A 23,043-nucleotide genomic window follows, 5' to 3' on the forward strand; every position below is an offset into this window, starting at 1 on the left:
TCTGGAGTAATAATGCTGAGGTAGCGGCTATGATGGGATTCTTTAATAATAGATCGATTTTAAATAGAAGCGGGGCAGCCTTGTTGGTGCTCGGTTCTACAATGCCGCTATCCGTTCAGGCAGCTTCGGGAACGACACTCAGTTTTACTGAGTCGACAATTGATGCGCCTTTTGAGCTGACTCACCCTATCATTGCTGCCGATTTATTACCTGAGCCGGGTAAAGAGCTGGTGGTATTTGGTGTAGATGGTTTGAGTCACCGTTGGATGGCCATTTACGCCTTTGAAAAGGGGCAATACCAACTTGTAATGAAACGAGAGCTTCCTCAAGCGTTACACAGTTTCGATATCACTGAGTCTACATCCGGTGGGCTGCAGCAATTGTATTTCTTATCTCAAGACGAGCTCAAACTCTTAGTCAGCAAGGAAAATAGCGCTAAGCTATATATTGAAACGGTGGCCAAGATTAATTCGTTATCTTTTAAAGACCGCCCCGATTTTATCAGCCGCGGCGAGTTTATTAAGGATCTTAATGGAGATAGCCGCGATGATATCTTGATCCATGACTTTAATCAGGTGCATCTATTCTTAGCGGCAGAGCAAGGCTTTGAGCGTCAAACCCTGCCGATTAAGCCACAATCTCGATTATTTGATGATGGCGCCACCTATACCCAATCTAAACTCTATGTGTCTGACATCAACTTAGATGGCTTGGTGGATATCGTTAAGATAGGTGAGGGGGAGTTAGAGGTTTACAAGCAGACGCAAGCTAAAGACTTCGATCCCATTGCCGCGTTTATTTCAGTGCGTCAGCCCATTAGTGGGGTAGATTGGTGGAATAAACGCGATGCGTTTGGGGAGCAATTAGATCAGAGTGAGCTGGTTTATCGTAAGGTGGAGCAGCTTAAAGATCTCAACGCTGATGGGATTACCGATATGGTGATCCGCTATACCAAAAGCAGCGGCGTGTTCGACAGGGTAAATGACTATGAGATCTATCTCGGTGAAAACAACAAAGGGGCGTTAGCTTTCCCCAAAGAAGCTAGCAGTGTGATCAGAGCCGAAGGCACCTTAACAGGGTTGGAGTTTATCGATATCGACAGTGACGATAAAGATGAGGTGATGGTCGCGGGGTTTGATATCGGTGTGTCACAGATTATTGGTGCGCTACTTTCGGGCAGTATCGACCAAGATGTGCATCTGTTTAAGATGGATTCAACAGGCCGTTTTAGCGACGATTCCAACGTGACAAAAGAGGTGGAACTTAATTTTAGTTTTAGTTCGGGGCAAGCTGGCAGCCCTGTGGTCAAGCTTGCGGATCTGAACGGTGATGGGCTAAAAGATCTGTTGCTGTCAGAAGATGAGTCGACCTTGAAAATCTATTTGGGTAAGCGTGGTGATGCGCTGTTTAGTCGTGATGCACAAGAGCATGAGCTGAAGCTGCCTGTCGAAGGTGGCATGTTAAAGGCTGAGGATCTAAACGGTGATGGCAGAGAAGATCTGCTGATTAAGTATGGTCGCCAAGACGATAAGAAGCTCTCTAGGCAGTTCAGGGTGCTATTAGCCAGTTAGTCTGCATTTCCCAGTATCGATATCAGTAAAGCGACTCTAATCGGGTCGCTTTTTTATTGCAGCATTACTTCTATTCGAATTAACACTAATTTACAAAGCTATTCATTACCTTGCCGTTTATTTCATTGTCTGACAGTTCTTGACGCAAATATTAGGTCATAAGAAGTGCAATGATTACCAATTAAGGAAGATAGATGAAATTAACAACATGGCGATATTTAGGCTTATCAGCAATTATGGCGACGCTTGTTGCCTGTAGCTCCGATGACAATGAATCCACGAGTAACAGTAGTTATATCCAATATTATAATGCTTCACCCAATAGCACTGAGACGGCATTAGTACTAGATGATTATGCCTACTCGGTGGTGAACTTTGCCGACTCTTTGCCAAGGTATGAGTACGGGACTGGAACGAGTGAACTGGAGATAAGTGGGCTTGATGCCTCAGGCGAGGAGCTGACCCTGTATCAATCGAGCATAGAGTTTGCCAATACCGACAACCATCTGTTTATGTTAGTGGGCGACTATGGTGAGCCGGAGGTGCTTGATATCGTCTATCGCCGTAGCGAAATGGATGAGCTTAACAGTGATGAAAGTGGTGACTATAGCAAAATGCAGGTGCTAGTTGCTCACGCCGCGATGGGGGAGTCGAGCTTTGATGCGTATTTGGGTAAACAGGGAGAGGAGTTTAGCTCGGCGACTATGCTGGGAGCGCTTAATTATAAAAGCTATAGCAATGAGCAGATGTTCGATACCGGGGACTACGTACTGTATCTGACCGAGAGTGGCAAAACCTCGCCAATCTTTACTACTGCCACGCTGGAGCTGACAGCTAACACGGTATACAAGTTAGTTGTCCGTAATAGCTTTGGTCCTGGAGTCCCTAAGCTCATGGTCGATAATGTAGACTCAACCGGGAGCCCTGAGCAATACAGCAATATTGATGCTAATGCCGAATACCGTCTTTTTAATGGCTTAAATAAGACAAATATGGTCGATGCAGAGCTAGTGAGTCATCAGGAGTCTCAGTATCTGTATGAACTTAGTCAGAATCAACTAACAGAGTTTAAGGCGATAGGTTACAACGACTATGGGGTTAGCATCTCAGACAGTACAACGAGTGAGGTATTGGCCAATAACCTATTGATCACTTTCAATCAGGATGAAAGTAAGTCCATTGTGCTTTACGAGGATGAGTTAGGTGGAACAAAGGGGATGACGATTACCCATGATCACCGACCTAGAGCTTTTGAACATCAGATTAGCTTAGCCAATCTTGTTGCTGACTTTGACGAGCTGACCATCTATTTTGTGCGTTCGAGTGAGACCATTGAGTCTGCAGAGTATCAGATCTCTGGAATCGAGTTTACCGAGCTGGGCAGTATCAGCTTACCCTCCGATGACTATGAAATCAGTGTGGTTTATAAAGATGACAATGACACGTTAACTTTAGTGTATCAATCGGATGTGGTGCCGTTTAATCAGGCGGGAAATTATACCATGGTGCTGAACCGAGACGATAGCCAGCCACTGGGTTATCGACTGACCACTTTTCAATAGACGGTATTGAACTGATAATGGGGTGCAGAGGCGAAATTCACATTAAGCGTATTTTATTTGTATAGAGTTAGCGCGTTAATTTTTGATTTCGTTGAGGCGAAAATAGTGTTTTCCGCCTCTGCTTAACAGGGTACAGCCTGTTAAATTTAACGGCGACTGAGCAGCTGTTTAATACGTAAACTTAGCTGCTTAGTCTGCTTCAGAATAGGTAGCGAACCTTTAGTGGTTCTTTGCTCACTTTCCTGAACAATCTGGTAAACGGTTTTAGTCGATAGGCCATAATCTTTGGCGACGTCCGATAATAAACGGCCGTTATTTTTGACTTCGTTAATGACTTTTAGGTTAAGGTTCATGGCATCCATCGGCATTCTCTTCTCTAATTCTAATGTTTAAACATCAGTAGCTTGTACGTCTTTGAGCGTGGTGACGGAGTTCCCTTGGCAAGGCGGTAAAGCTTAGCCCTGTCGTGACTCTCTGAGCATGGTTATTAATTATTTTTATTGCCAGTGAGTACTCAATAATGAGTATGCTTAAGGTGTGCCAACTTGTTCTTATATATTAAATCATTATTTTTCATGTGGTTAATAATAGTGGTACCAACTTGGGGCAACATTTCTTAATATCTTCGCCCTAAAGTGGTGCGGTGTGCACGATTGTGGTGCGTTGAAATTATCTAGAAAACCTATGGTGTGTTTATTTTTAAACCACTTAGTAGCTAGGCCATTGTCTAATTCACCGTGGTTTATATACTGCTAAAAAAATACAACTTATTAGTCGTCGCTTTTGTGACAGACAAAAGCAGTTAGGAGTGGTACAAATGAGCGTTAAACGTAGTTCTATTCTTGCTGGTGGTCTTATCGCCGCCATTATGGTGTCTGGTTGTCAGACAACCAATCCTTATACCAACGAATCTCAAAATGGCAAAGCGACTAACGGTGCCTTGATTGGAGCTATCGCTGGAGCAGCGATTGGTGTTGCATCATCAAGTAAAAATGATCGCGGTAAAGGCGCACTGATTGGTGCTGCATCTGGTGCGGCCTTAGGTGGCGGTATTGGCTATTACATGGATGTGCAGGAAGCCGAGCTTCGTAAGCAGCTGCAATCATCAGGTGTGAGTGTTACCCGCAGTGGCGACAATATTATTCTTAATATGCCAAATGACGTGACTTTTGGTGTTGATCAAACTGACTTGAGCCAGCGTGCCCAGCAAGTACTAAACAGTGTGGTGCTGGTGGCGCTTGAATATGATGAGACTAAGTTAAACGTGATGGGCCATACCGACAGCTCGGGTGCGGAGTCATATAACCTAAGACTGTCGCAAGTGCGTGCAAGTGAAGTGGCGAACTATCTTACTAATCATAAAGTGCCAGCTCAGCGTGTAGCTTCTCATGGTATGGGTGAATCAAAGCCTATCGCCTCTAACGAGACTAAGCAGGGCCGAGCCGAAAATCGTCGCGTAGAGATTATCTTAAGCCCAATGCCAAACGCTTAACCGTGTTAAATTGCGTGAGTAATGAAAGCCACCCTAGGGTGGCTTTTTTGTTGTCAGCTTTATATCTGTGATTCTAGTCGGGGGATGGGGTATTTTGGCTTCTTGCTAGTGCAGGATAGCGGTCTCCAGCTAGAGGGAGGGCTTTGTATCAAATGAGAGAAGCCCTCTTCATAACATGGCTTTTTTGTTGTCAGCTTTATATCTGTGATTCTAGTCTGGGGAGGGGGTATTTTGGCTTCTTGCTAGTGCAGGATAGCGGTCTCCAGCTAGAGGGAGTGCTTTGTATCAAATGAGAGAAGCCCTCTTCATAACATGGCTTCTTTGTTGTCAGCTTTATATCTGTGATTCTAGTCGGGGGATGGGGGATTTTGGCTTCTTGCTAGTGCAGGATAGCGGTCTCCAGCTAGAGGGAGGGCTTTGTATCAAATGGGAGAAGCCCTCTTCTATAACATGGCTTTTTTGTTGTCAGCTCTAACCTTATGAAGTTGATTGCCATGCTTTTATGAGTGGGACTATTTGTCTTTGCTATCCTTGGAGGGGGTGACTTAAGTCTCGGCGTTAATCTCTTGATAGAAGCGACTCGGATTAAGCCATTGTTATTCAGTCTCAGATGCTTTTTCATTGGAAAAAATCTTAATTCACCTGTGTGAAAATAAATCTTAACCATGGACAAAATGATGAAAAAATGGATTCTCGTTTCGCTTTTAAGCCTACCTTTTGCCGCCAACGCTGAGCCTATTGAACTAAGAGCGGCAGGCAGCTTAAAAAACGCCATGAATGATATTGTGACGGCTTACCAGCAAGCCTCAAACAAAGATGTTCATGCCGATTTTGGGCCTTCAGGCTTGCTTAGAAAGCGCATCGAGAATGGCGAAAAAGTGGGAGTATTTGCCTCTGCCAATATGAAGCACCCACAAACACTACAAACTGCGGGACAAGGTGACAATGTAGTGATGTTTGCCCGCAATCAGATGTGCGCTATTGCGCAGCCAAATGTGAAGATCGATAGTGAAGGTTTACTCGCTGTGATGCTCGATCCTAATGTGCGTGTGGGAACTTCAACGCCAAAAGCCGATCCGTCTGGAGACTATGCTTGGAAGATCTTCGCTAAAGCGGGTCAGTTACAAACTGGCGCTCAAGAAAAACTTGAAGATAAAGCGTTACAGCTCACTGGTGGTGAGAATAGTACTAAAGCCCCTAAGGGTCGTAATACCTATGGCTGGGTAATGGAAAACAAGCGTGCGGATGTTTTCCTGACTTATTGCACCAATGCGGTATTGGCGCAAAAAGAGGTGAAAGATCTGCAAATTGTGCAGATGCCTGCGCCCTTAGCTGTCGGTGCTAACTATGGTTTGATCGTGCTCGATAATGCCCAAGCAGATGCTTGGAAGCTGGCGATGTTTATTCTGTCAGAGCCTGGACAGACGATTCTTGCTGATTACGGCTTCGATGCGCCGCTTAAGCAATAGCAGATAGAAAACAGGGTACTGCAGATCACTAATGGAAGTTATTTAGAGAAACTCGATAACTTTCAAAGATAGGAATGAACCACAAAGGACACGAAGAGCCCAGTTTGTACTGGGCTCTTAGTTTTTATTTTGAACAGGGCTTGGGCTGAATTTACCAGCATTGCTGAGATAGCGGCTTTTTATACAGGTTTAGTTCATTAGGAAAATAGTAGCCAAGCCGAGGAAGGCAAACAGACCAATAACATCGGTCACTGTGGTTAATACCATACCGCCAGCGAGTGCAGGATCTATGTTCATCTTCTTTAATATGAGTGGAATACTGGCACCCGCAAGTCCTGCCACCGTCATATTGATTAGCATAGCCCCCGCAATCAAGCCACCTAAGGCGATATCGCCTTTCCAGACCCATACAGCTGCAAAAACTAAAATGGACCACAACAAGCCGTTAAGGAAGCCAATCGCGAGCTCTTTACCAATCAGCCAGCGGGAGTTGCTTTGGCCGATTTGACCGAGTGCAATACCGCGAATAACTAGAGCTAAGGTTTGGTTACCTGCAACGCCGCCCATACTCGGTACAATTGTCATTAGAATCGCGATAGTAGCAAATTGCTCAATTGTGCCTTCGAACATGTTACTGACCGACGCCGCGAGTAACGCTGCAAATAAGTTAACCGTTAACCATAATGAGCGACGGAAGGTACTTTTTAATACAGGGCCAAAGGTATCGGTATCGTCATCCATACCCGCCATACCCATCATGGAGTGTTCGGCATCTTCACGAATAACGTCGACCACGTCATCGATGGTAATACGGCCAAGCAGCTTGTCGTTTTCATCGATAACAGGGGCTGACATCCAGTCATGGCGTTCAAACAACTGCGCGACTTCGCTGTCTGACATGCCTACGGGGATCGCTTCGAGATCTGATACCATAATCTCGCGTACGGACGCGTTGGGATCGCAAGTAAGAAGATCGGCAATTCGTACACCGCCCAAAACACGATCGTGTTTATCAACAACATAAAGCATATCGGTGGCATCGGGCAGTTCACCACGAATTCTTAAATAGCGCAGTATTACATCGATATTGACGTCAGGTCGTAGGGTGACGGTATCGGTATTCATTAAACTACCGGCGGTGTCATCAGGATACGACAAAGCTTGCTCGACTCTAACTCTGTCTTGCTTACTCATAGACTGCAAGACTTGTCTAAATACGCTATCTGGCAGACTACGTAAAATATAGGCTAAGTCATCGGTGTCCATATTCTCGGCGGCTTTAGCGACACGCTCAGGACTCATCTGGGTGATCAGGCTATCTTTTAGTTCTTCCCCAAGTTCATCGAGGATTTCACCTGTGTGCTCTTGGTCAATCAGCTGCCATAGCACTTGACGGGTACGAGGTGGAGAAGATTCCAGAATAAAAGCAATATCTGAAGCTGCCATGTCCTGCAACATATTGCGGACATGGACAAACATACCGCTGCCCAATGCTTTTGTTAGCTGATTGAGGCGTTGATCTGTTGTTTCATTGTCTAAGACTTCAATCGGCATGGCTCCCTCACAGGGTCGTTTAAAAGGCGCTTATCATAACTTAACTAAAGAGTATTTGTGTGCGCTAACATAGGAAATTAAACAGGAACATTACGAATTAATTGTCTTCATCAAACTTAGCGTTAATTAGCTGACAAATCGCATCGAGCGCTCTTTGGGCATCGGTTCCCGTAGCAAGGAGTTGTACGGTCTTACCCATGCCAGTTTCTAACATTAATAAGCCTAGTACACTCGTCGCTGAAGCTTGTTTTTCACCTTGGATAATGGTGATTTCCGCATCAAACTCTGAGGCTAGCACTACCAGTTTTGTTGCTGCGCGAGCGTGGAGTCCTAGTTTGTTACAGATGGTGACTTCACGCTTAATGGTTGGCATTGTTTAGCTCACGATGGCGGGCATTGACCTTGTGTTTACCTTTTTTGAAATGCGCTGCGAGGCGTTCGGTGATATAAACCGAACGGTGCTGGCCACCTGTGCAGCCAATCGCTATGGTGAGGTAGCTGCGGTTATTGCGCTCCAGATCGGGCAGACAGCTTTCGAGTAGTTCTTCAATTTGCTTAATAAACTGATTGACTCGCGGGCGTTCGTTTAAGAAGTCTTGCACTGGTTTATCGAGACCCGTCATTGGGCGAAGTTCTGGCTCCCAGTGTGGGTTTGGTAAAAAGCGGACGTCAAACATAAAGTCGGCTTCGATGGGCATACCATGCTTAAAGCCAAATGACTCAAAGTTGATCATCAGTTCTTTATCAAGGTTACCTAGTAAGATCTCACGCACCTGATCGTTAAGGTCGTAGATGTTTAAGCTTGAGGTATCGATATAATGATCGACGATATTGGCCAGCGGCTCAAGCAAACGTCCCTCTAGCTCAATCGCCTCTTTCAGCGATATATTATCGTGAGATAATGGATGCAGACGGCGTGTTTCGTTATAGCGTTTAAGCAGCACTTCATCGGTAGAGTTGAGGAAGAAGCTTAATAGCTCGACGCCATCAGGCAGAAAGGTAAGGTGCTTAGTCAGCTCACTCTCTTTCTCTGGAAGGTTACGAATATCGACGCTGATCGCGACAAATTGAGTGTTACCCGACAACTCTTTTAACAGAGTGCCCATCATAGGCAAAGGCAGGTTGTCTACACAATAGTAGCCGAGATCTTCGAGCATTCTTAATAGAACAGATTTGCCTGAGCCGGAGCGACCAGAGACTAAAACAAGCTTCATCGTATGACTACCTGATTGAGGTTAAACTAATTGTTTGGGGTTTATCACTATGTTACGTATGTGTATAGAGTAACTTTTTTAAGACTGAAAGCAAGAAATTGAGCAGATGATTATGAGAAATAATATTGCTGTAATAATTACTTAGGTCTTTAAATCATCTATTTTCCATTTTGAAAAAACAAATAACTTAAAGACCTGAGTAGCTAATTATTGGGTAATGACTTGGTATAGCTCTGACTCATTACTGGTTTTTCTCAACTGCTTGACTACCGTTTTATCGTTGAGTTTTTCTGCCATTAAGGACAGTGTCGCTAAATGCTGTTCACACTGCTCTGATGGCACCAATAGGGCAAATAGAATGTCGACAGGTTGTTTATCGATAGAGTCGAATGCGATTGGATCTTCACATTTAACTAAAACCGCAACAGGGCGCTCTATATTTGTCAGCCTTCCGTGAGGAATGGCTATACCGTTACCTATACCCGTGCTACCCATTTTTTCTCTCGCCAACAGACTTTCGAAAATCTCTTGTGAAGAAAGGGTAGGGTACTGGACAGCGGCAATATCACTGATTAATTCCAATACCTTTTTCTTACTGCCCGGAGTGGCGCAGGTAGTGCACTCCGGCTGCAGGATGGTACTTAGTTCCATCGTTAGTGTTTAATTAGTTTCTCTTTGTGTTTAATAACCTGACGGTCGAGCTTATCGATCAGGGAGTCAATTGCGGCATACATATCCGCATGTTCCGAAGTGGCAAATACTTCCCCTTTCTTAAGGTGGATTTTGGCTTCGGCAATCTGTTGCATTTTTTGTACATTCAAAATAACGTGCACATTATTGATCTGATCGAAATGTCGTTCAAGCTTTGTGAATTTCTCTTCCACATAACCGCGCAGTGAATCGGTAATTTCGATGTGATGTCCTGTCAGGTTGATTTGCATATATCGATCCTCCAAGTGCCTAATTTTGAGCTATAAACTCTTACGTTGGTTTGAGGGGGGGATCAGCATCGCCTCTCGATATTTAGCTATCGTACGTCTAGCAACTTTAATCCCTTGTTCAGCCAAAAGTTGCGCCATTTTGCTATCGCTTAATGGTTTCTTCTGGTTTTCTGCTGCGACTAACTTCTTAATGAACGCTCTGATAGCGGTCGACGAACACTCGCCACCATCGTCGGTTCCTACATGGCTCGAGAAGAAGTACTTTAGTTCAAAAATACCTCTTGGGGTGTGCATATATTTTTGGGTGGTTACCCGTGAAATGGTCGACTCGTGCATTTCAACTGCTTCGGCAATATCATTGAGTACCATAGGCTTCATGGCTTCTTCGCCGTATTCGAAAAATCCTTGCTGGAACTTTACGATACAGTTGGTGACTTTGAGCAAGGTATCATTACGACTTTCTAAGCTCTTGATGAACCATTTAGCTTCTTGCAGATGACCACGAATAAATTGGCCATCGGCCTGATTAGTGGTGCTGCGCGCCATAGATGCATAATGTTGGTTTACATTAATCTTAGGCATATAGTCAGGATTCAGCTCAACGACCCAGCGACCTTTTTTCTTGCTAACTGAAACGTCAGGGATAACGTACTCGTCTTTACTACGCGCTATCGCTAGTCCTGGTCTAGGGTTGAGGGTTTGAATAAGAGTTATTGCGTCGCGAAGATCATCTTCTTTTAGCTTGGTCTTACGCATTAGCTGTCTAAAGTCTCGACCAGCGATAAGATCTAAATAGTCTTTGATCAACAATCTAGCGTTTTCAATGTGCGGCGTATCGGCGGCGTATTGTGCCAGCTGTATGAGTAAACACTCACTCAGGTTACGCGCGGCAACACCGATAGGATCAAAGTGTTGTACACGTTTTAAAACGGCTTCAACTTCATCGAGTTCAGTTTCAGGATCGCCCATCGCCTCGAGGATATCTTCACAGCTTTGGGTTAAGTAACCACGCTCATCGATAGCATCGATAATCGCTGTCGCTATAGCTAAGTCGTTATCAGAGAAAGGAGTGAGGTTTTTCTGCCACTCTAAATGTTCGTATAAGCCTTCGCTGGTTTCACCTTGAAATGGCATATCCTCTTCACGACTCACGCCTGAGCTTGAATTAGAAGAAACGGTATAGACTTCATCCCAAGTGGTGTCCATTGGCAGATCATCTGGCATGGAGTCTTGGGTTAGGGCATCGGAGGTTTCAACGCTAGCGCTATCTTGATCTAGGTTATTTGAATCACTTGAAGATGGATCGTCACTGCTATCCATGTCGCCATCTGATTGCTCTTCATCCAATTCCAGTAGCGGATTAGAATCTAATGCTTGTTGGATCTCTTGTTGCAGCTCTAAAGAAGACAGTTGTAACAGGCGAATAGCCTGTTGTAACTGGGGAGTCATGGTGAGCTGTTGACCCATTTTGAGCTGGAGTGACGCTTTCATTTTACCGCTATTCCCTACACTGTAGTTAAACGTTAAAGCTCGCTGAACTGGCGAAGGTCGCTTGAAAACTCAACACGTTGATTTTATTTGGAAGTAAATCCATATTGAGTTTTTCAGCTTCCATACTATGAATTAACTATAGCCTGAATTGTTCACCTAAGTACACTGCTCGAACCTGTTGGTTGTCTAAGATTTCAGCAGGTGTACCTTCGGCAATGAGATTTCCGTGACTTACGATATAAGCGTGCTCACAAACGTCTAAGGTTTCGCGAACATTGTGGTCAGTGATCAGTACGCCTAGACCACGGCTCTTAAGTTGCTCAATGATCTTTTTAATATCGATAACTGAAATCGGGTCGACACCGGCGAATGGCTCATCCAATAAAATAAACTTTGGATTAGCGGCCAATGCTCTGGCAATTTCCACTCGGCGTCGTTCGCCGCCTGATAATGCCATGCCTTGGCTATCGCGAATGTGAGTGATATGGAACTCTTCGAGTAAGTGTTCGAGTTGCTCTTCACGTTGCTCGTTATTGATATCACTGCGGGTTTGTAATACCGCCATGATGTTGTCACGCACCGATAGCTTTCTAAAAATACTAGCTTCTTGAGGCAGGTAGCCAATACCTTTACGAGCGCGTAGGTGCATAGGATCTAGAGTGAGATCGTCGTCATCGATAAAGATTTGACCTTTATCGCTCTGTACTAGGCCGACCACCATGTAGAAGGTTGTTGTCTTACCTGCGCCGTTAGGGCCGAGCAGACCGACAATTTGTCCTGTTTTTACGGTAAGGCTGACATCTTGTACGACGGCGCGGTTTTTATAGCTTTTAGCAAGATTGGCCGCTTTTAAGGTAATTTGGGTCATTGCTGTTCCTGCTTATTCACTGGCGTGTCTGGCTTCTCTTCCTGATAGGTTTCAGGCTGAATAATGGTGATAACTCTGTCATCGCCCTTGCCAGTACTTTCAGCAATAAGTTGCTGCAGACTAATGTTGTACTTAATGCGGTTACCTGTGACTTGGCTGCCGTCTTGCGCTAGGGTCGCTTCGCCGATTAAGGTTAATGTGCGGGTCGCAAGCTCGTAGCGGATCTCTTTCGCGCTAGCGGTTGCAGGGCGACCATCCTCCATCATTTGGGTGTAGGTGGCTGGATTACCAGTTGCCACAAGCGTTTTACCGCTCTTGTCTTCCTTTGAGAATACACGTAGCTCATCGGCATTCATCTTAATCGAGCCCTGAGTTACTTCTACAGGGCCAAAGAAGATAACTTGGTTATTCTTAATATCGGCTTCTTGGCTTGCCGCTGCAATTTTCACTTCCTGCTGTAGATCATCGACTTTAGCAGCAGAGCTGAAACTTAGCAGACAAAAAAGGCCTGCAAGGATAGATTGGTTGTATTTCATAGTGTCCTTCTACTCAACTAAAGCGATTCGTCTAGTTAGTATGAGTGTAAAAGTGTTCAATTTATGAGTGTTACTTAGCGTCGTAGATGCCTTCTACTTGGCTGACTAGTTTTACACTCTGGGCATTCAGGTCAGCGTACAAGCCCAAACCTTGAATGGCGAATTCGTTGCCAGTGACGTGGATCATTTCATCAGAGGTCATGATCATGGTATTTAAGTCAAGCTCTAAATAGCTTGTGCTTAACGTCTGGATCGGCTCTTCTGGACTTATTGAGTCGATAATAACATTGTTTTCTAAACTTACCTTGCCAGTGATTTTATTATGGCTGCCTTTAGCACTTTGCAGGCGCCATTGGGCCTGTCCGTCATCAGGGAAGATTAGATAAACAGGATCAGTAAAATAGGTCATGTTGATGCTATCAAAATGTTCCATGTGCTTAGCCGATACTTTGCTGTTGACTAAACCTAACTCGTTATATTCGATACTGCGCAGGTCGTCGATGATATAGTCGGGTCGCTGGCTCATATCAATATCCAGCTCTTGCTCACTTTTTTTAGACTGCACCTGCCAATAGAGCAAAAGCGCAGTGCCAAATAAAGCGATAATCGCTAGGGTAACGCGGTTCATATACTCATCCCATGGGCCGAGTCAAACTTGTCTTGGCTTAACAGTAGTAAGTCGGTTAGCTCTCTTAGGGCACCGTGACCACCTTTAATATTGGTTGTCATTTTCGCGCGTAGTTTCACGTAAGGGTGGCCATCAGCGACACATACCGATAGACCCACCTTCTGCATAACCGGTAAGTCCACCATATCATCACCAATATAGGCGACTTCTTCAGGGCTTACATTATAAAGCGCGAGTAGTTCGTTATAAGGAGCCAGCTTATTGTCGACCCCTTGATAGATATGTGTGACGCCAAGCGCGGTAAACCTGTCTTCGACTATCTGTGATTTACGACCAGTTATAATCGCAACCTGTATGCCGCTGGTGAGCACCGAGCGCACACCATAACCATCACGTGTGTGGAAGGTTTTAAGTTCTTCACCGCTGTTGCTCATGTAGACTAAGCCGTCTGAAAACACGCCGTCAACATCGCAAATGAGTAGTTTAATCTTGCTCGCCGCTTGCCAAACCTCATCACTAATCGGGCCATAAAAGCCTTGGTGAGACATATTAAATTACTCCCGCTTTTACCATATCGAGCATGTTTAATGCGCCGACAGGTTGCTGCTTATCATTAATGACTACTAGGCCATTAATGCTCTTGGTATCCATGACTTTTAACGCTTCTGCTGCAAGTACATTATCAGTAATCGTCACGCAGCCTTTAGTCATCACATCGGCAATCGGTGTGGTTCTTAAGTTAACGTCCGCATCGATAACTCGGCGTAGATCGCCATCGGTGAAGATCCCGACCAAGGTATTGTTACTGTCTACAACGGCAGTCATGCCTAAGCCTTTCTTAGAGATCTCGTATAAGGCATCTGTGATGCAAATATCATCTCGAACACGCGGTAACTCATCGTCTTTATGCATGACATCGCTGACTTTTAGCAATAACTTACGACCTAGGCTACCGCCAGGGTGTGACAGTGCGAAGTCGTCTTGGGTAAAGCCGCGAGCTTGTAATAATGCAACCGCAAGGGCGTCGCCCATGACTAAGGTTGCGGTGGTGCTTGACGTTGGCGCTAGCCCTAATGGACAGGCTTCCTCAGGCACTTCGATGCAAAGGTGTAATTGAGCCAATTTGGCCATATTCGAATCTGGCTTACCCGTTACCGAAATCATCGGTAATCCCATACGCTTAATGACAGGCATTAGGGTTAAGATTTCGCTCGATTCGCCAGAGTTTGAAATCGCAAGCACGATATCGTTCTCGCTCAGTACGCCAAGGTCACCATGACTGGCTTCACCTGGGTGAACGAAAAATGCAGGTGTACCTGTGCTAGCTAATGTGGCTGAAATCTTGTTGCCAATATGACCCGATTTACCCATGCCCATCACGATAACTTTACCTGTGCATTGCAATATTAATTGGCAAGCTTGGGCAAATTCAGAAGAGTCGATGTACTGATACAGATTATCGAGTGCTTGTTTCTCGATATCGATAACCTTAGTACCCCATTGGCGTAGTTGATTTTCATCTACCATTTCTTGGTCTCTCTTTAAATTTCTGCTTAACGTACCGCATCCACAGCTAAGATAGGAAAAGTAATGCTTGGTATGCGATAAATGTAATAAGTAATACTACGCCATGCCAGGGTTTTAACTGTCTAGCACGGCCAGATAATAAGATCAGTATTGCCAGTGCACTGCTCGTGGCAAGCACCATATAAAAGTCTCGAGTACTCGCCGCCGCATCGACAGCGCCTGGCGCTATGATGCCAGGTATAGCAAGTACCGCTAAAATATTGAATAAGTTTGAACCAACTATGTTACCGATCGCAAGGTCGTCTTCCTTTTTTAAGACTCCGGCAACACAAGCGGCAAGCTCTGGTAAGCTGGTACCCACGGCAATAATCGTTAGGCCGATAACGAGATCCGATAGGTGATAAGCCTTGGCTATACCGACCGCGCCTTGAACCATCCAGTCTGCCGATAGCGGTAACAATACCATGCCGACCACAAGCCATAAAATTGCTTTCGCTGTAGGCACATCTGCAGGGATCTCATTTTCAGCATCTACTGCTAAGGCGTCACGATTTTTACTGTGAAATCCGTGCCAAATCAGATAGCCCATTAAGCCGATGAACATCATTAATAAGCTAATGCCTTCGAAGCGCGTTAAAAAGCCATCATGTAGGAAGTAACCTACAATTACGGTGGCTATGAGCATCAATGGGATCTCACGCTTCAGTGTCTGAGAACTGACTGAAATCGCTCCGAGTAAGGCTGTAATACCTAAGATTAATGTGATGTTAGCTATGTTAGAGCCCAGTACATTGCCGATTGCGGTATCGGTCATGCCTTCGAGGGATGCGGTGGCCGCAACAAACATCTCGGGGGCTGAGCTACCCATGGCGACAATCGTTAAACCAATTAACATTGGCGGTAAGCCAAGGTTACGAGCAAAGGCGGCTGCACCGTAGACAAACTTATCAGCGCTCCAAACGAGAGCCCCTAAGCCTACAACTAACATAAAAATATTAAATAACATCGATTCTTAGTATTTTTGGGTATAGCGGGGTATTTTCGCTGTAAATGAAGAAAAATGAAAGTATTGAGGCGAGATAGTATCGATTTGGTTGTGCCCCTGTGGTCAATTACGTACAATTTCTCCCTTTCCGGTACGGAAAATGGAAGTTTCCATAATTTAGCTGCAGGGTGCGTGTATGACTCAACCCCCGAAAACATTGGTTAAAACCCAAAACATGGCATTTAGTCGTGGTGAGCATGTCATTTTTGAAGATGTGACCCTGTCTATTCCCCAGGGAAAAGTTACTGCGATTATGGGGCCTAGTGGTATCGGAAAAACTACGCTGCTTAAGCTTATTGGTGGCCAGTTAACGCCCGACAGTGGCTCGGTATTATTCGATGGCGTTGATGTGCATACTTGCAGCCGTAATGAGCTTTTTACGCTACGTAAGCGTATGAGCATGTTATTTCAAAGCGGCGCTCTATTTACCGACATGAATGTGTTCGATAATGTCGCTTTCGCCCTAAGGGAACATTCAGGCCTACCCGAAGCGATTATTCGAAGAATCGTTCTGATGAAGCTTGAGGCCGTCGGTCTAAGAGGCGCGGCGCAATTGATGCCGACAGAGCTTTCGGGCGGAATGCAGCGGCGAGCAGCCTTGGCTAGAGCAATAGCATTAGAGCCAGAGATGGTGCTTTACGATGAGCCTTTTGCAGGTCAAGACCCTATTTCCATGGGCGTGCTAGTGAAGCTTATTCGTGAACTTTCCGATGCGCTTAATCTAACCTCTGTCGTGGTTTCTCACGATGTGGCAGAAGTGCTCGGCATTGCTGATTATGTTTATGTATTAGCTGACAAACGTATTATTGCTCACGGTACACCGGAAGAGTTGCGGTTATCGGATAATCCGCAGTTAAAGCAATTTATTGGTGGTGAGCCAGACGGTCCTGTACCGTTTCATTATCCTGCACAAGATTACAAGAAGGAACTTCTCAGTGAGCTTGATTGACCAAATAGCTCGACTAGGTAGGGCTGCAATTGAGTTAGTTATTGGGCTGGGACAAGCCGGTTTAATGCTGTGGGGCGCTATCGTACATCGCCCCAGATTGCGTAAAGGTACGCCTTTATTGCTAAAGCAGCTGTATGTTGTTGGCGTACAGTCTATGGTGATCATCTTAGTCTCCGGGCTGTTTATCGGCATGGTACTAGCGCTACAAGGCTATAATATTTTAGTAGGCTTTGGCACCGAGGAGAGCTTAGGGCCTATGGTTGCCCTAAGCTTATTGCGAGAATTAGGCCCTGTGGTGACTGCATTGCTTTTTGCTGGGCGTGCTGGCTCGGCATTAACGGCTGAGCTCGGTCTAATGAAGAGTACTGAGCAGCTATCGAGTTTAGAAATGATGGCGATTGACCCATTAAGACAGATTATTGCGCCGCGATTTTGGGCGGGGGTTATCAGTTTACCATTACTGGCACTGATGTTTACCGCCGTCGGGATCTATGGTGGTCACATTGTTGGTGTCGAGTGGAAAGGCATTGATAGCGGTAGCTTTTGGTCAATACTTCAGGCGTCTGTTGAGTGGCGAGAAGATATCGTTAACTGCATTATCAAGAGTTTGTTGTTTGCGATCGTGGTGACATGGATTGCGCTTTACCGAGGCTACCATGTCATTCCTAATCCTGAAGGAATTAGCAGAGCGACAACCCAGACCGTTGTGCAGTCAAGCTTAGCCGTTTTAGCACTGGACTTCTTATTGACTGCGGTAATGTTTGGTAATTAGTTGATATGACGAGTGTGTATTCCTAGTCGTTAATTATTATTTAGATTTGTTGAATAGAGTGGTAAATGAGTTATGTTGACAAGGAAAATTGAGATTCTAGTCGGTCTATTCTTATTGTCCGGACTGGCAGCCTTCTTAGTATTAGTCTTTAACGTTGCCAATGTTGAGGTTAAATCAGGCGATAGCAGTTATACCTTATATGCCAAGTTTAGTAATATCGGCGGCCTCAAAGTTCGCTCACCAGTGAAAGTTGGTGGTGTTGTGGTCGGGCGTGTAAGCGCAATCGATCTCGACCCTGAAAAGTTAGTGCCAGTAGTGACGTTATCAATGGATAAGCGCTATCAGTATTTTCCTGAAACAAGCACCTTATCGATTTTAACTTCAGGCTTGTTAGGCGAGCAATTTCTAGGGTTAACCCCCGGGTTTATGGATGATGATATTGAGCTATTAGCCGATGGCGACCGTATCGAAGATACCCATTCGGCGCTGGTGTTAGAAGACTTAATTGGCCAGTTCCTGTATAGCACGGGTTCAAAGGATTAACCTTTCAGGATAGTAGTTGGAGTATTTAAAAAATGTTTAAAGGTTTCTATCGAAGTGCGAAGTTAGTCATTATGGCGCTGCTTAGTTTGAGTGTGAGTATTAGCGCTTATGCAGAGGCAAGTACCGATATCGATCAAACCAACCCTTTTACCTTGGTTGAGGCCGTTGCGAATAAGACCTTTGAGCGTTTTCATCAAGATGAGAAACTCATTGCTGAAAATCCCGATCATTTAAAGGTTATCGTGACTGAAGAGTTGATGCCTTATGTTGATTATAAGTACGCCTCTTATAAGGTATTGGGTCAATATCTACGTGATACCACTAAAGATCAGCGTAACCGTTTTGTTGAAGCGTTTAGAGGCTATCTGATCTCGACTTACGCCCAAGCATTTACCGAATATACTGACCAAACGGTACAATACGCCAAAGCGGGAGACTTTGAGGGTGAGAAGTTCGTTAACGTTAATGTGCAGATCATCGAGCAAGGGCGTCCAGCGATCAAGTTGCAGTTTAAAGCGCGTCGTTTGAAAAACGGTAATTGGAAAGCATTTGACTTAATTGCTGAAGGCGTTAGCTTGTTATCATCTAAGCAGTCCGAAATCACTAACCTTGTACGTCAACAAGGTATCGAATCTGTGATTACTATGCTCAATGAACGCACAAATCAACATATTGATTTAGATGCGAATGAGAAAAAGAGCTAGTGGCATCATTTAAACAGCAAGGGATTAATTGCACTGTATCTGGGTGTTTGGACCAAGAGGCGGTGCGCAGTCTATGGAATGGACGAACGAGTATTTTAGATCCAGATACCGCATTTTTGAGGCTTTCTGAAATTGAATATTGTGATAGTGCTGGCGTGGCATTTTTACTTGAGTTAGTCAGTACTTTTGCTGCGAAAGGCGCGAGCTTAAAGCTTGTGTCGCCTTCAGAGCAGCTTAAGAAATTTATTGTATTATACGATTTAAACGACTTCTTTATCGAAGAAGCTAAGTAAGGTGAACTGTTCCATGGAATGTAAAGAAATTGAAACCATCCTTTTAAACGAGCTTTCTTTAGAGGAAGTTAAAGTGACCCAAGAAGGGACACACTACAAGATTGTTGCTGTAGGTGAATGCTTTGACGGTATGGGACGAGTTAAGCAGCAACAAACAATTTACGGCCCATTAATGGCTCACATTACTAGCGGTGAGTTACACGCTATTACGATTAATGCATTCACGCCTACCCAATGGAAGCGTGAAAAAGTCTTTAATATGTAATTGCGGATTTAGAGAGTTAAAGTGGATAAATTAAAAATTGAAGCAAGTGGTGCACTTGCTGGAAACGTGGTTATCTCTGGCGCTAAAAATGCCGCTTTGCCTATTTTAATGGCAGGTGTGCTAGCCGAGACCGACTTCAATGTTTCTAACGTACCAAATTTAAGAGATGTGAATACCAGTTGCGAATTACTGCGCTGCTTAGGTGCCGAAGTGACTCGCTCTGGCACTGACAAGGTGTGTATCTCTACGACTAACCTTAATGAGTTTTGTGCACCGTATGAGTTGGTTAAAACCATGCGCGCATCGATTCTTATTCTAGGTCCTCTACTTGCACGATATGGCACTGCCGATGTGTCTTTGCCGGGTGGCTGCGCTATTGGTGCTCGTCCTGTAAACTTGCATCTGCAAGGCCTTGAGCAGATGGGCGCACAAATTGAAGTGCAAGAAGGTTACATTAAGGCCCGTGTCGATGGACGTCTAAAAGGCGCGCATATCTTTATGGATATGATTAGCGTTGGCGCAACAGAAAACTTACTGATGGCTGCATCTCTTGCCGATGGTGAAACCATTATCGAAAACGCGGCACGTGAACCTGAAGTTGTCGATTTGGCCAATTGCTTAATTGCAATGGGCGCTAAAATCGAAGGTGCGGGCACCGATACTGTGCGCATTCAAGGTGTCGAGTCACTTAAAGGTTGTGATTACCGAGTGATGCCAGATCGCATCGAAACCGGTAGCTTCTTAGTGGCTGCAGCGGTTACCCGCGGTAAGATCCGTTGTACTCAAGCCGATCCTAAGTCGCTTGAAGCGGTATTGGCTAAGCTTGAAGATGCAGGTGCAAGCATCACCACTGGTGATGACTGGATTGAGCTTGATATGCAGGGTAAGCGCCCTAAGGCAGTTAATATCAAGACTGTGGCATATCCCGGTTTCCCAACTGATATGCAGGCGCAGTTCTGTGTACTTAACGCATTAGCTGAAGGTACGGCTACGATCACCGAAACCATTTTCGAAAACCGCTTTATGCATGTACCTGAGCTAAGCCGTATGGGGGCAACCATGGAGCTGGAAGGCAATACCTGCATTATTCATGGTATTGAAAAGCTAAATGGGGCTCAGGTGATGGCAACGGATCTACGTGCGTCAGCAAGTCTTGTGATAGCGGGGCTAGTGGCAGAAGGCACGACAATTGTCGATCGTATCTATCACTTAGATCGTGGTTACGAACATATCGAAGACAAGTTTAAAGGCTTAGGCGGACACGTTGAACGTGTTAAGTCGTAACCCTTAAACTGTTATCAATGAAAAGCCATTTAAGTATATTCACTTAAGTGGCTTTTTTGTTTTATGAGCTAGCGCAAATAACAAACAGGTGAAACAAGAAGCAGATCAAATCAAACTTTAGTATTGGGTGCTATCTTTGTGTCATGCCAGTATTTGTCACGTTTAACATCTATCTCTTTTATGGGCTCGTTTTCTTCTCGATGGGCTGTGCCGTAGTGTTTCGAAATTTTCGTTACAGCCAATTAAAGGTGGCTCCCACACTTTGGGCTCTGGCCATATTCGGTTTTTCCCATGCTTTTCATGAATGGTCAGAGCTTTACGTACTTATCTTTTCAGACCATATCGCTCCTGAATACCGCTTATTAACCCAATGGCTCTGTTTGGCTAAGCTGTTCCTATCCTACGCCGCCTTAATGGTGTTTGCTTGGCAGATCCTAATGATCAGTAATAAACGTCTAGCATACATAGGACACGGGATGATTATTGCCCTGTTACTGAGTTACGCCTACATAGTGCTCCCTGATCTGCATCATTTAGCGGTGAACAAGACTGGTTTTGAAGAAGCTAGCCGATATACTCGAATATTAATTGGCTTCGGCTCTGCTGCTTTGGCTGGTGTTGGTATGGTTGTTTACGGCAACAGTTTACGCCAAGAAGAGCACAGTTATGGTTTTTATTTTGCACTGTGTGGCATAGGTTTAATGATTTATGGTGTGCTATCTGGGCTAGTACCGACGGAGTATCACTATAGCGTACCTATTTACCGGACATTGGCGGGTGGCATTATCCTAGTGGCTTTATTTAAGGCACTTAAAGTCTTTGACCTAGAGAAAGAGCGTAAGACAGCAGCTAAGCTTAAGCGGGCGATTGAAGCGGATAAATATAAGGCTATTGGCCAATTGGCTATGGGAGTCGCCCATGAGATCAACAATCCATTGGCTTCCTCCTCCTTAGCGCTGGACCTTTGGGAGCGAAAGCACTCACAAGTTTCTGAGTCTGAAGCTAATTACCTAAGTCGTGTTCGCTTGGGGATTGAACGCGCATCATCTATCAGTAAAGAACTGTTGAACTATGCCAGGCCTGCATCGGGTAAGCGCTGTTTTGTTGCCTTGAGAGAAGTTTTAGACTCCGGTGTGAAGTTACTGTCACACAGAACTAAGCAGTATAATATTCAGTTGGATTGCAGTGACAATATCGTCTTATATGCCGAGAGAATTAAACTAGAAGAGCTATTCATAAACCTGCTGTGTAATGCCATTGATGCTTCACCCGCGAATAGTTCAATTATCGTCAGTGCTAAACAAGATGAGCAACAGGTATTTGTGGTAGTAGAAGATTTCGGCTGCGGCATGGGGGAAGAGTTGCTGGCTCGAGCTACAGAGCTATTTTACTCGACTAAGGCTGTAGGTCAGGGGACGGGATTAGGTTTGGCAATTTGTGAACAAATCGTATCACTACATAATGGGAAAATGCATATTGTGAGTAGCGAAGGAAAGGGCACGCGCGTAGAGCTAACATTTTATCGGGAACATCACTCATGACTGCAATTTTGTTGGCGGAGGACGATAGGGAACTGAGCCTGAATATGGTCGAAATTCTCGAGCTTGAAGGTTTTAGTGTTACTGCGGTTGAAAGCGCGGAGGAGGCAATCCTTGCCAGTGAAAAGCAGCACTTTGATATTGCCTTGATGGACTTGTTAATGTCAGGAATGACCGGGGTTGAAGCCATTTCTAATCTGCGCCAAAACCAGCCTTTAATCGCAGTCATTATTATCACTGCCTATGCTACTGTCGACACCGCTGTGGATGCGATGAAAAAAGGAGCTGATAGCGTGATGACCAAGCCTTTTAAAAGTCATGAACTCATAGTGACGATAAGGCGAAGTTTGGCGGAGAAACAACTGTTCAAGAGCCGTGTCGATCTTGACCCTGATTTAGTTTACGGTGCGCTGGCTAATCCTTTTCGACGTAAAGCTCTTACAGTGCTTGCAACACATAAAGCGCTGAAGTTTATGGATCTATGCCGTCTAGTTGAAATTGAAGACCATACTAAGTTTAATTTCCATCTGCGCCAGTTAAAGAAGGCTGGGCTTGTTACGCAAAATGAGAACAAGATCTACATTTTGACAAATACCGGTCAATTTGTGATAACAAATCATAACATTTCTCAGGGTTGATTTTTTTAATTAAAACAATAGCTTAGATTGCTGTTGATAACTATAGTTCACAACTTTCTGATAGTGGTGAATTCTAGTTATCTATCCCTTTAGTAGTAACTCTTCAATACTTGAAACATGTCCATAGAGGCATATCAATCGCCATTCCCTGCAACGTTG

At 44.8% G+C, this 23,043-nt stretch carries 26 protein-coding genes; 13 read left to right on the plus strand and 13 right to left on the minus strand.

What is annotated here, in order from left to right:
* Positions 1-101: 101 nt before the first annotated feature.
* Positions 102-1,571, plus strand: a complete 1,470-nt coding sequence (locus tag Q1A86_RS09285) for a VCBS repeat-containing protein (protein ID WP_299805746.1) — start codon at positions 102-104, stop codon at positions 1,569-1,571.
* A gap of 194 nt (positions 1,572-1,765) precedes the next feature.
* Entirely contained in the window at positions 1,766-3,133 is a 1,368-nt protein-coding gene (locus Q1A86_RS09290) for a hypothetical protein (protein WP_299805749.1), read from the plus strand.
* 146 nt (positions 3,134-3,279) lie between these two features.
* Here Q1A86_RS09290 and Q1A86_RS09295 read toward each other — a convergent pair whose 3' ends face one another.
* Entirely contained in the window at positions 3,280-3,501 is a 222-nt protein-coding gene (locus tag Q1A86_RS09295; protein ID WP_299805750.1) for a transposase, read from the minus strand.
* A 449-nt stretch (positions 3,502-3,950) separates the two neighbouring features.
* Here Q1A86_RS09295 and Q1A86_RS09300 point away from each other — a divergent pair, with 449 nt between their 5' ends.
* On the plus strand, positions 3,951-4,625 hold the full coding sequence (locus Q1A86_RS09300) for an OmpA family protein (protein ID WP_299805754.1): 675 nt from the start codon (positions 3,951-3,953) through the stop codon (positions 4,623-4,625).
* A 677-nt stretch (positions 4,626-5,302) separates the two neighbouring features.
* Complete coding sequence (locus Q1A86_RS09305) at positions 5,303-6,094, plus strand: molybdate ABC transporter substrate-binding protein (RefSeq protein WP_299805756.1); 792 nt, start codon at positions 5,303-5,305, stop codon at positions 6,092-6,094.
* A gap of 189 nt (positions 6,095-6,283) precedes the next feature.
* Here Q1A86_RS09305 and mgtE read toward each other — a convergent pair whose 3' ends face one another.
* The 12 genes from mgtE to Q1A86_RS09365 form a co-directional block, all read right to left on the minus strand.
* Complete coding sequence (gene mgtE, locus Q1A86_RS09310) at positions 6,284-7,648, minus strand: magnesium transporter (protein WP_299805757.1); 1,365 nt, start codon at positions 7,646-7,648, stop codon at positions 6,284-6,286.
* Between the two features lie 97 nt (positions 7,649-7,745).
* Positions 7,746-8,021 (minus strand): HPr family phosphocarrier protein, encoded by a 276-nt coding sequence (locus Q1A86_RS09315; RefSeq protein ID WP_299805759.1) that lies wholly within the window; start codon positions 8,019-8,021, stop codon positions 7,746-7,748.
* Positions 8,008-8,862 carry an RNase adapter RapZ gene (rapZ, locus tag Q1A86_RS09320; RefSeq protein WP_299805761.1) on the minus strand — a complete coding sequence of 285 codons (855 nt, stop codon included), beginning with the start codon at positions 8,860-8,862 and terminating at the stop codon, positions 8,008-8,010. Before rapZ ends, Q1A86_RS09315 begins: the two co-directional genes overlap by 14 nt.
* A 207-nt stretch (positions 8,863-9,069) precedes the next feature.
* Positions 9,070-9,513 carry a PTS IIA-like nitrogen regulatory protein PtsN gene (gene ptsN, locus Q1A86_RS09325; protein ID WP_299805763.1) on the minus strand — a complete coding sequence of 148 codons (444 nt, stop codon included), beginning with the start codon at positions 9,511-9,513 and terminating at the stop codon, positions 9,070-9,072.
* 2 nt (positions 9,514-9,515) lie between these two features.
* Positions 9,516-9,803: a ribosome hibernation promoting factor gene (hpf, locus tag Q1A86_RS09330; RefSeq protein WP_299805766.1), complete on the minus strand. Its 288-nt coding sequence runs from the start codon at positions 9,801-9,803 to the stop codon at positions 9,516-9,518.
* A gap of 30 nt (positions 9,804-9,833) precedes the next feature.
* Positions 9,834-11,294: an RNA polymerase factor sigma-54 gene (locus Q1A86_RS09335; protein ID WP_299805768.1), complete on the minus strand. Its 1,461-nt coding sequence runs from the start codon at positions 11,292-11,294 to the stop codon at positions 9,834-9,836.
* A 136-nt stretch (positions 11,295-11,430) separates the two neighbouring features.
* Positions 11,431-12,162 carry an LPS export ABC transporter ATP-binding protein gene (gene lptB / locus Q1A86_RS09340; RefSeq protein ID WP_299805771.1) on the minus strand — a complete coding sequence of 244 codons (732 nt, stop codon included), beginning with the start codon at positions 12,160-12,162 and terminating at the stop codon, positions 11,431-11,433.
* Positions 12,159-12,698, minus strand: a complete 540-nt coding sequence (lptA, locus tag Q1A86_RS09345; protein ID WP_299805774.1) for a lipopolysaccharide transport periplasmic protein LptA — start codon at positions 12,696-12,698, stop codon at positions 12,159-12,161. The genes lptB and lptA overlap by 4 nt, the downstream gene beginning before the upstream one ends.
* A gap of 70 nt (positions 12,699-12,768) precedes the next feature.
* Entirely contained in the window at positions 12,769-13,326 is a 558-nt protein-coding gene (gene lptC / locus Q1A86_RS09350) for an LPS export ABC transporter periplasmic protein LptC (protein ID WP_299805776.1), read from the minus strand.
* Positions 13,323-13,874 carry a 3-deoxy-manno-octulosonate-8-phosphatase KdsC gene (gene kdsC, locus Q1A86_RS09355; protein WP_299805779.1) on the minus strand — a complete coding sequence of 184 codons (552 nt, stop codon included), beginning with the start codon at positions 13,872-13,874 and terminating at the stop codon, positions 13,323-13,325. Before kdsC ends, lptC begins: the two co-directional genes overlap by 4 nt.
* A 1-nt stretch (position 13,875) precedes the next feature.
* Complete coding sequence (locus Q1A86_RS09360) at positions 13,876-14,853, minus strand: KpsF/GutQ family sugar-phosphate isomerase (protein ID WP_299805782.1); 978 nt, start codon at positions 14,851-14,853, stop codon at positions 13,876-13,878.
* A gap of 46 nt (positions 14,854-14,899) precedes the next feature.
* The gene (locus Q1A86_RS09365) at positions 14,900-15,859 is read right to left on the minus strand and encodes a calcium/sodium antiporter (RefSeq protein WP_299805784.1); all 960 of its coding nucleotides are present in this window, start codon (positions 15,857-15,859) and stop codon (positions 14,900-14,902) included.
* 175 nt (positions 15,860-16,034) lie between these two features.
* Here Q1A86_RS09365 and Q1A86_RS09370 point away from each other — a divergent pair, with 175 nt between their 5' ends.
* From Q1A86_RS09370 to Q1A86_RS09410, 9 genes are all read left to right on the plus strand, one after another.
* On the plus strand, positions 16,035-16,847 hold the full coding sequence (locus Q1A86_RS09370) for an ATP-binding cassette domain-containing protein (protein WP_299805787.1): 813 nt from the start codon (positions 16,035-16,037) through the stop codon (positions 16,845-16,847).
* Complete coding sequence (gene mlaE / locus Q1A86_RS09375; protein WP_299805790.1) at positions 16,834-17,619, plus strand: lipid asymmetry maintenance ABC transporter permease subunit MlaE; 786 nt, start codon at positions 16,834-16,836, stop codon at positions 17,617-17,619. Before Q1A86_RS09370 ends, mlaE begins: the two co-directional genes overlap by 14 nt.
* A 72-nt stretch (positions 17,620-17,691) precedes the next feature.
* The gene (gene mlaD / locus Q1A86_RS09380) at positions 17,692-18,162 is read left to right on the plus strand and encodes an outer membrane lipid asymmetry maintenance protein MlaD (protein WP_299805793.1); all 471 of its coding nucleotides are present in this window, start codon (positions 17,692-17,694) and stop codon (positions 18,160-18,162) included.
* Positions 18,163-18,233: 71 nt separating this feature from the next.
* Positions 18,234-18,866 carry an ABC transporter substrate-binding protein gene (locus Q1A86_RS09385; RefSeq protein WP_299805949.1) on the plus strand — a complete coding sequence of 211 codons (633 nt, stop codon included), beginning with the start codon at positions 18,234-18,236 and terminating at the stop codon, positions 18,864-18,866.
* Positions 18,866-19,159 carry a lipid asymmetry maintenance protein MlaB gene (locus Q1A86_RS09390; RefSeq protein WP_299805796.1) on the plus strand — a complete coding sequence of 98 codons (294 nt, stop codon included), beginning with the start codon at positions 18,866-18,868 and terminating at the stop codon, positions 19,157-19,159. The genes Q1A86_RS09385 and Q1A86_RS09390 overlap by 1 nt, the downstream gene beginning before the upstream one ends.
* A gap of 13 nt (positions 19,160-19,172) precedes the next feature.
* Complete coding sequence (locus tag Q1A86_RS09395; protein WP_220765236.1) at positions 19,173-19,424, plus strand: BolA family protein; 252 nt, start codon at positions 19,173-19,175, stop codon at positions 19,422-19,424.
* A 21-nt stretch (positions 19,425-19,445) separates the two neighbouring features.
* Positions 19,446-20,708: a UDP-N-acetylglucosamine 1-carboxyvinyltransferase gene (gene murA, locus Q1A86_RS09400; RefSeq protein WP_299805800.1), complete on the plus strand. Its 1,263-nt coding sequence runs from the start codon at positions 19,446-19,448 to the stop codon at positions 20,706-20,708.
* A 215-nt stretch (positions 20,709-20,923) separates the two neighbouring features.
* Entirely contained in the window at positions 20,924-22,249 is a 1,326-nt protein-coding gene (locus tag Q1A86_RS09405) for a sensor histidine kinase (protein ID WP_299805801.1), read from the plus strand.
* Positions 22,246-22,884 carry a response regulator gene (locus Q1A86_RS09410; protein WP_299805803.1) on the plus strand — a complete coding sequence of 213 codons (639 nt, stop codon included), beginning with the start codon at positions 22,246-22,248 and terminating at the stop codon, positions 22,882-22,884. The genes Q1A86_RS09405 and Q1A86_RS09410 overlap by 4 nt, the downstream gene beginning before the upstream one ends.
* The last annotated feature ends 159 nt before the right edge of the window (positions 22,885-23,043 follow it).

The sequence above is a fragment of the uncultured Shewanella sp. genome, assembly GCF_947497935.1.
GTDB lineage: Bacteria > Pseudomonadota > Gammaproteobacteria > Enterobacterales > Shewanellaceae > Shewanella.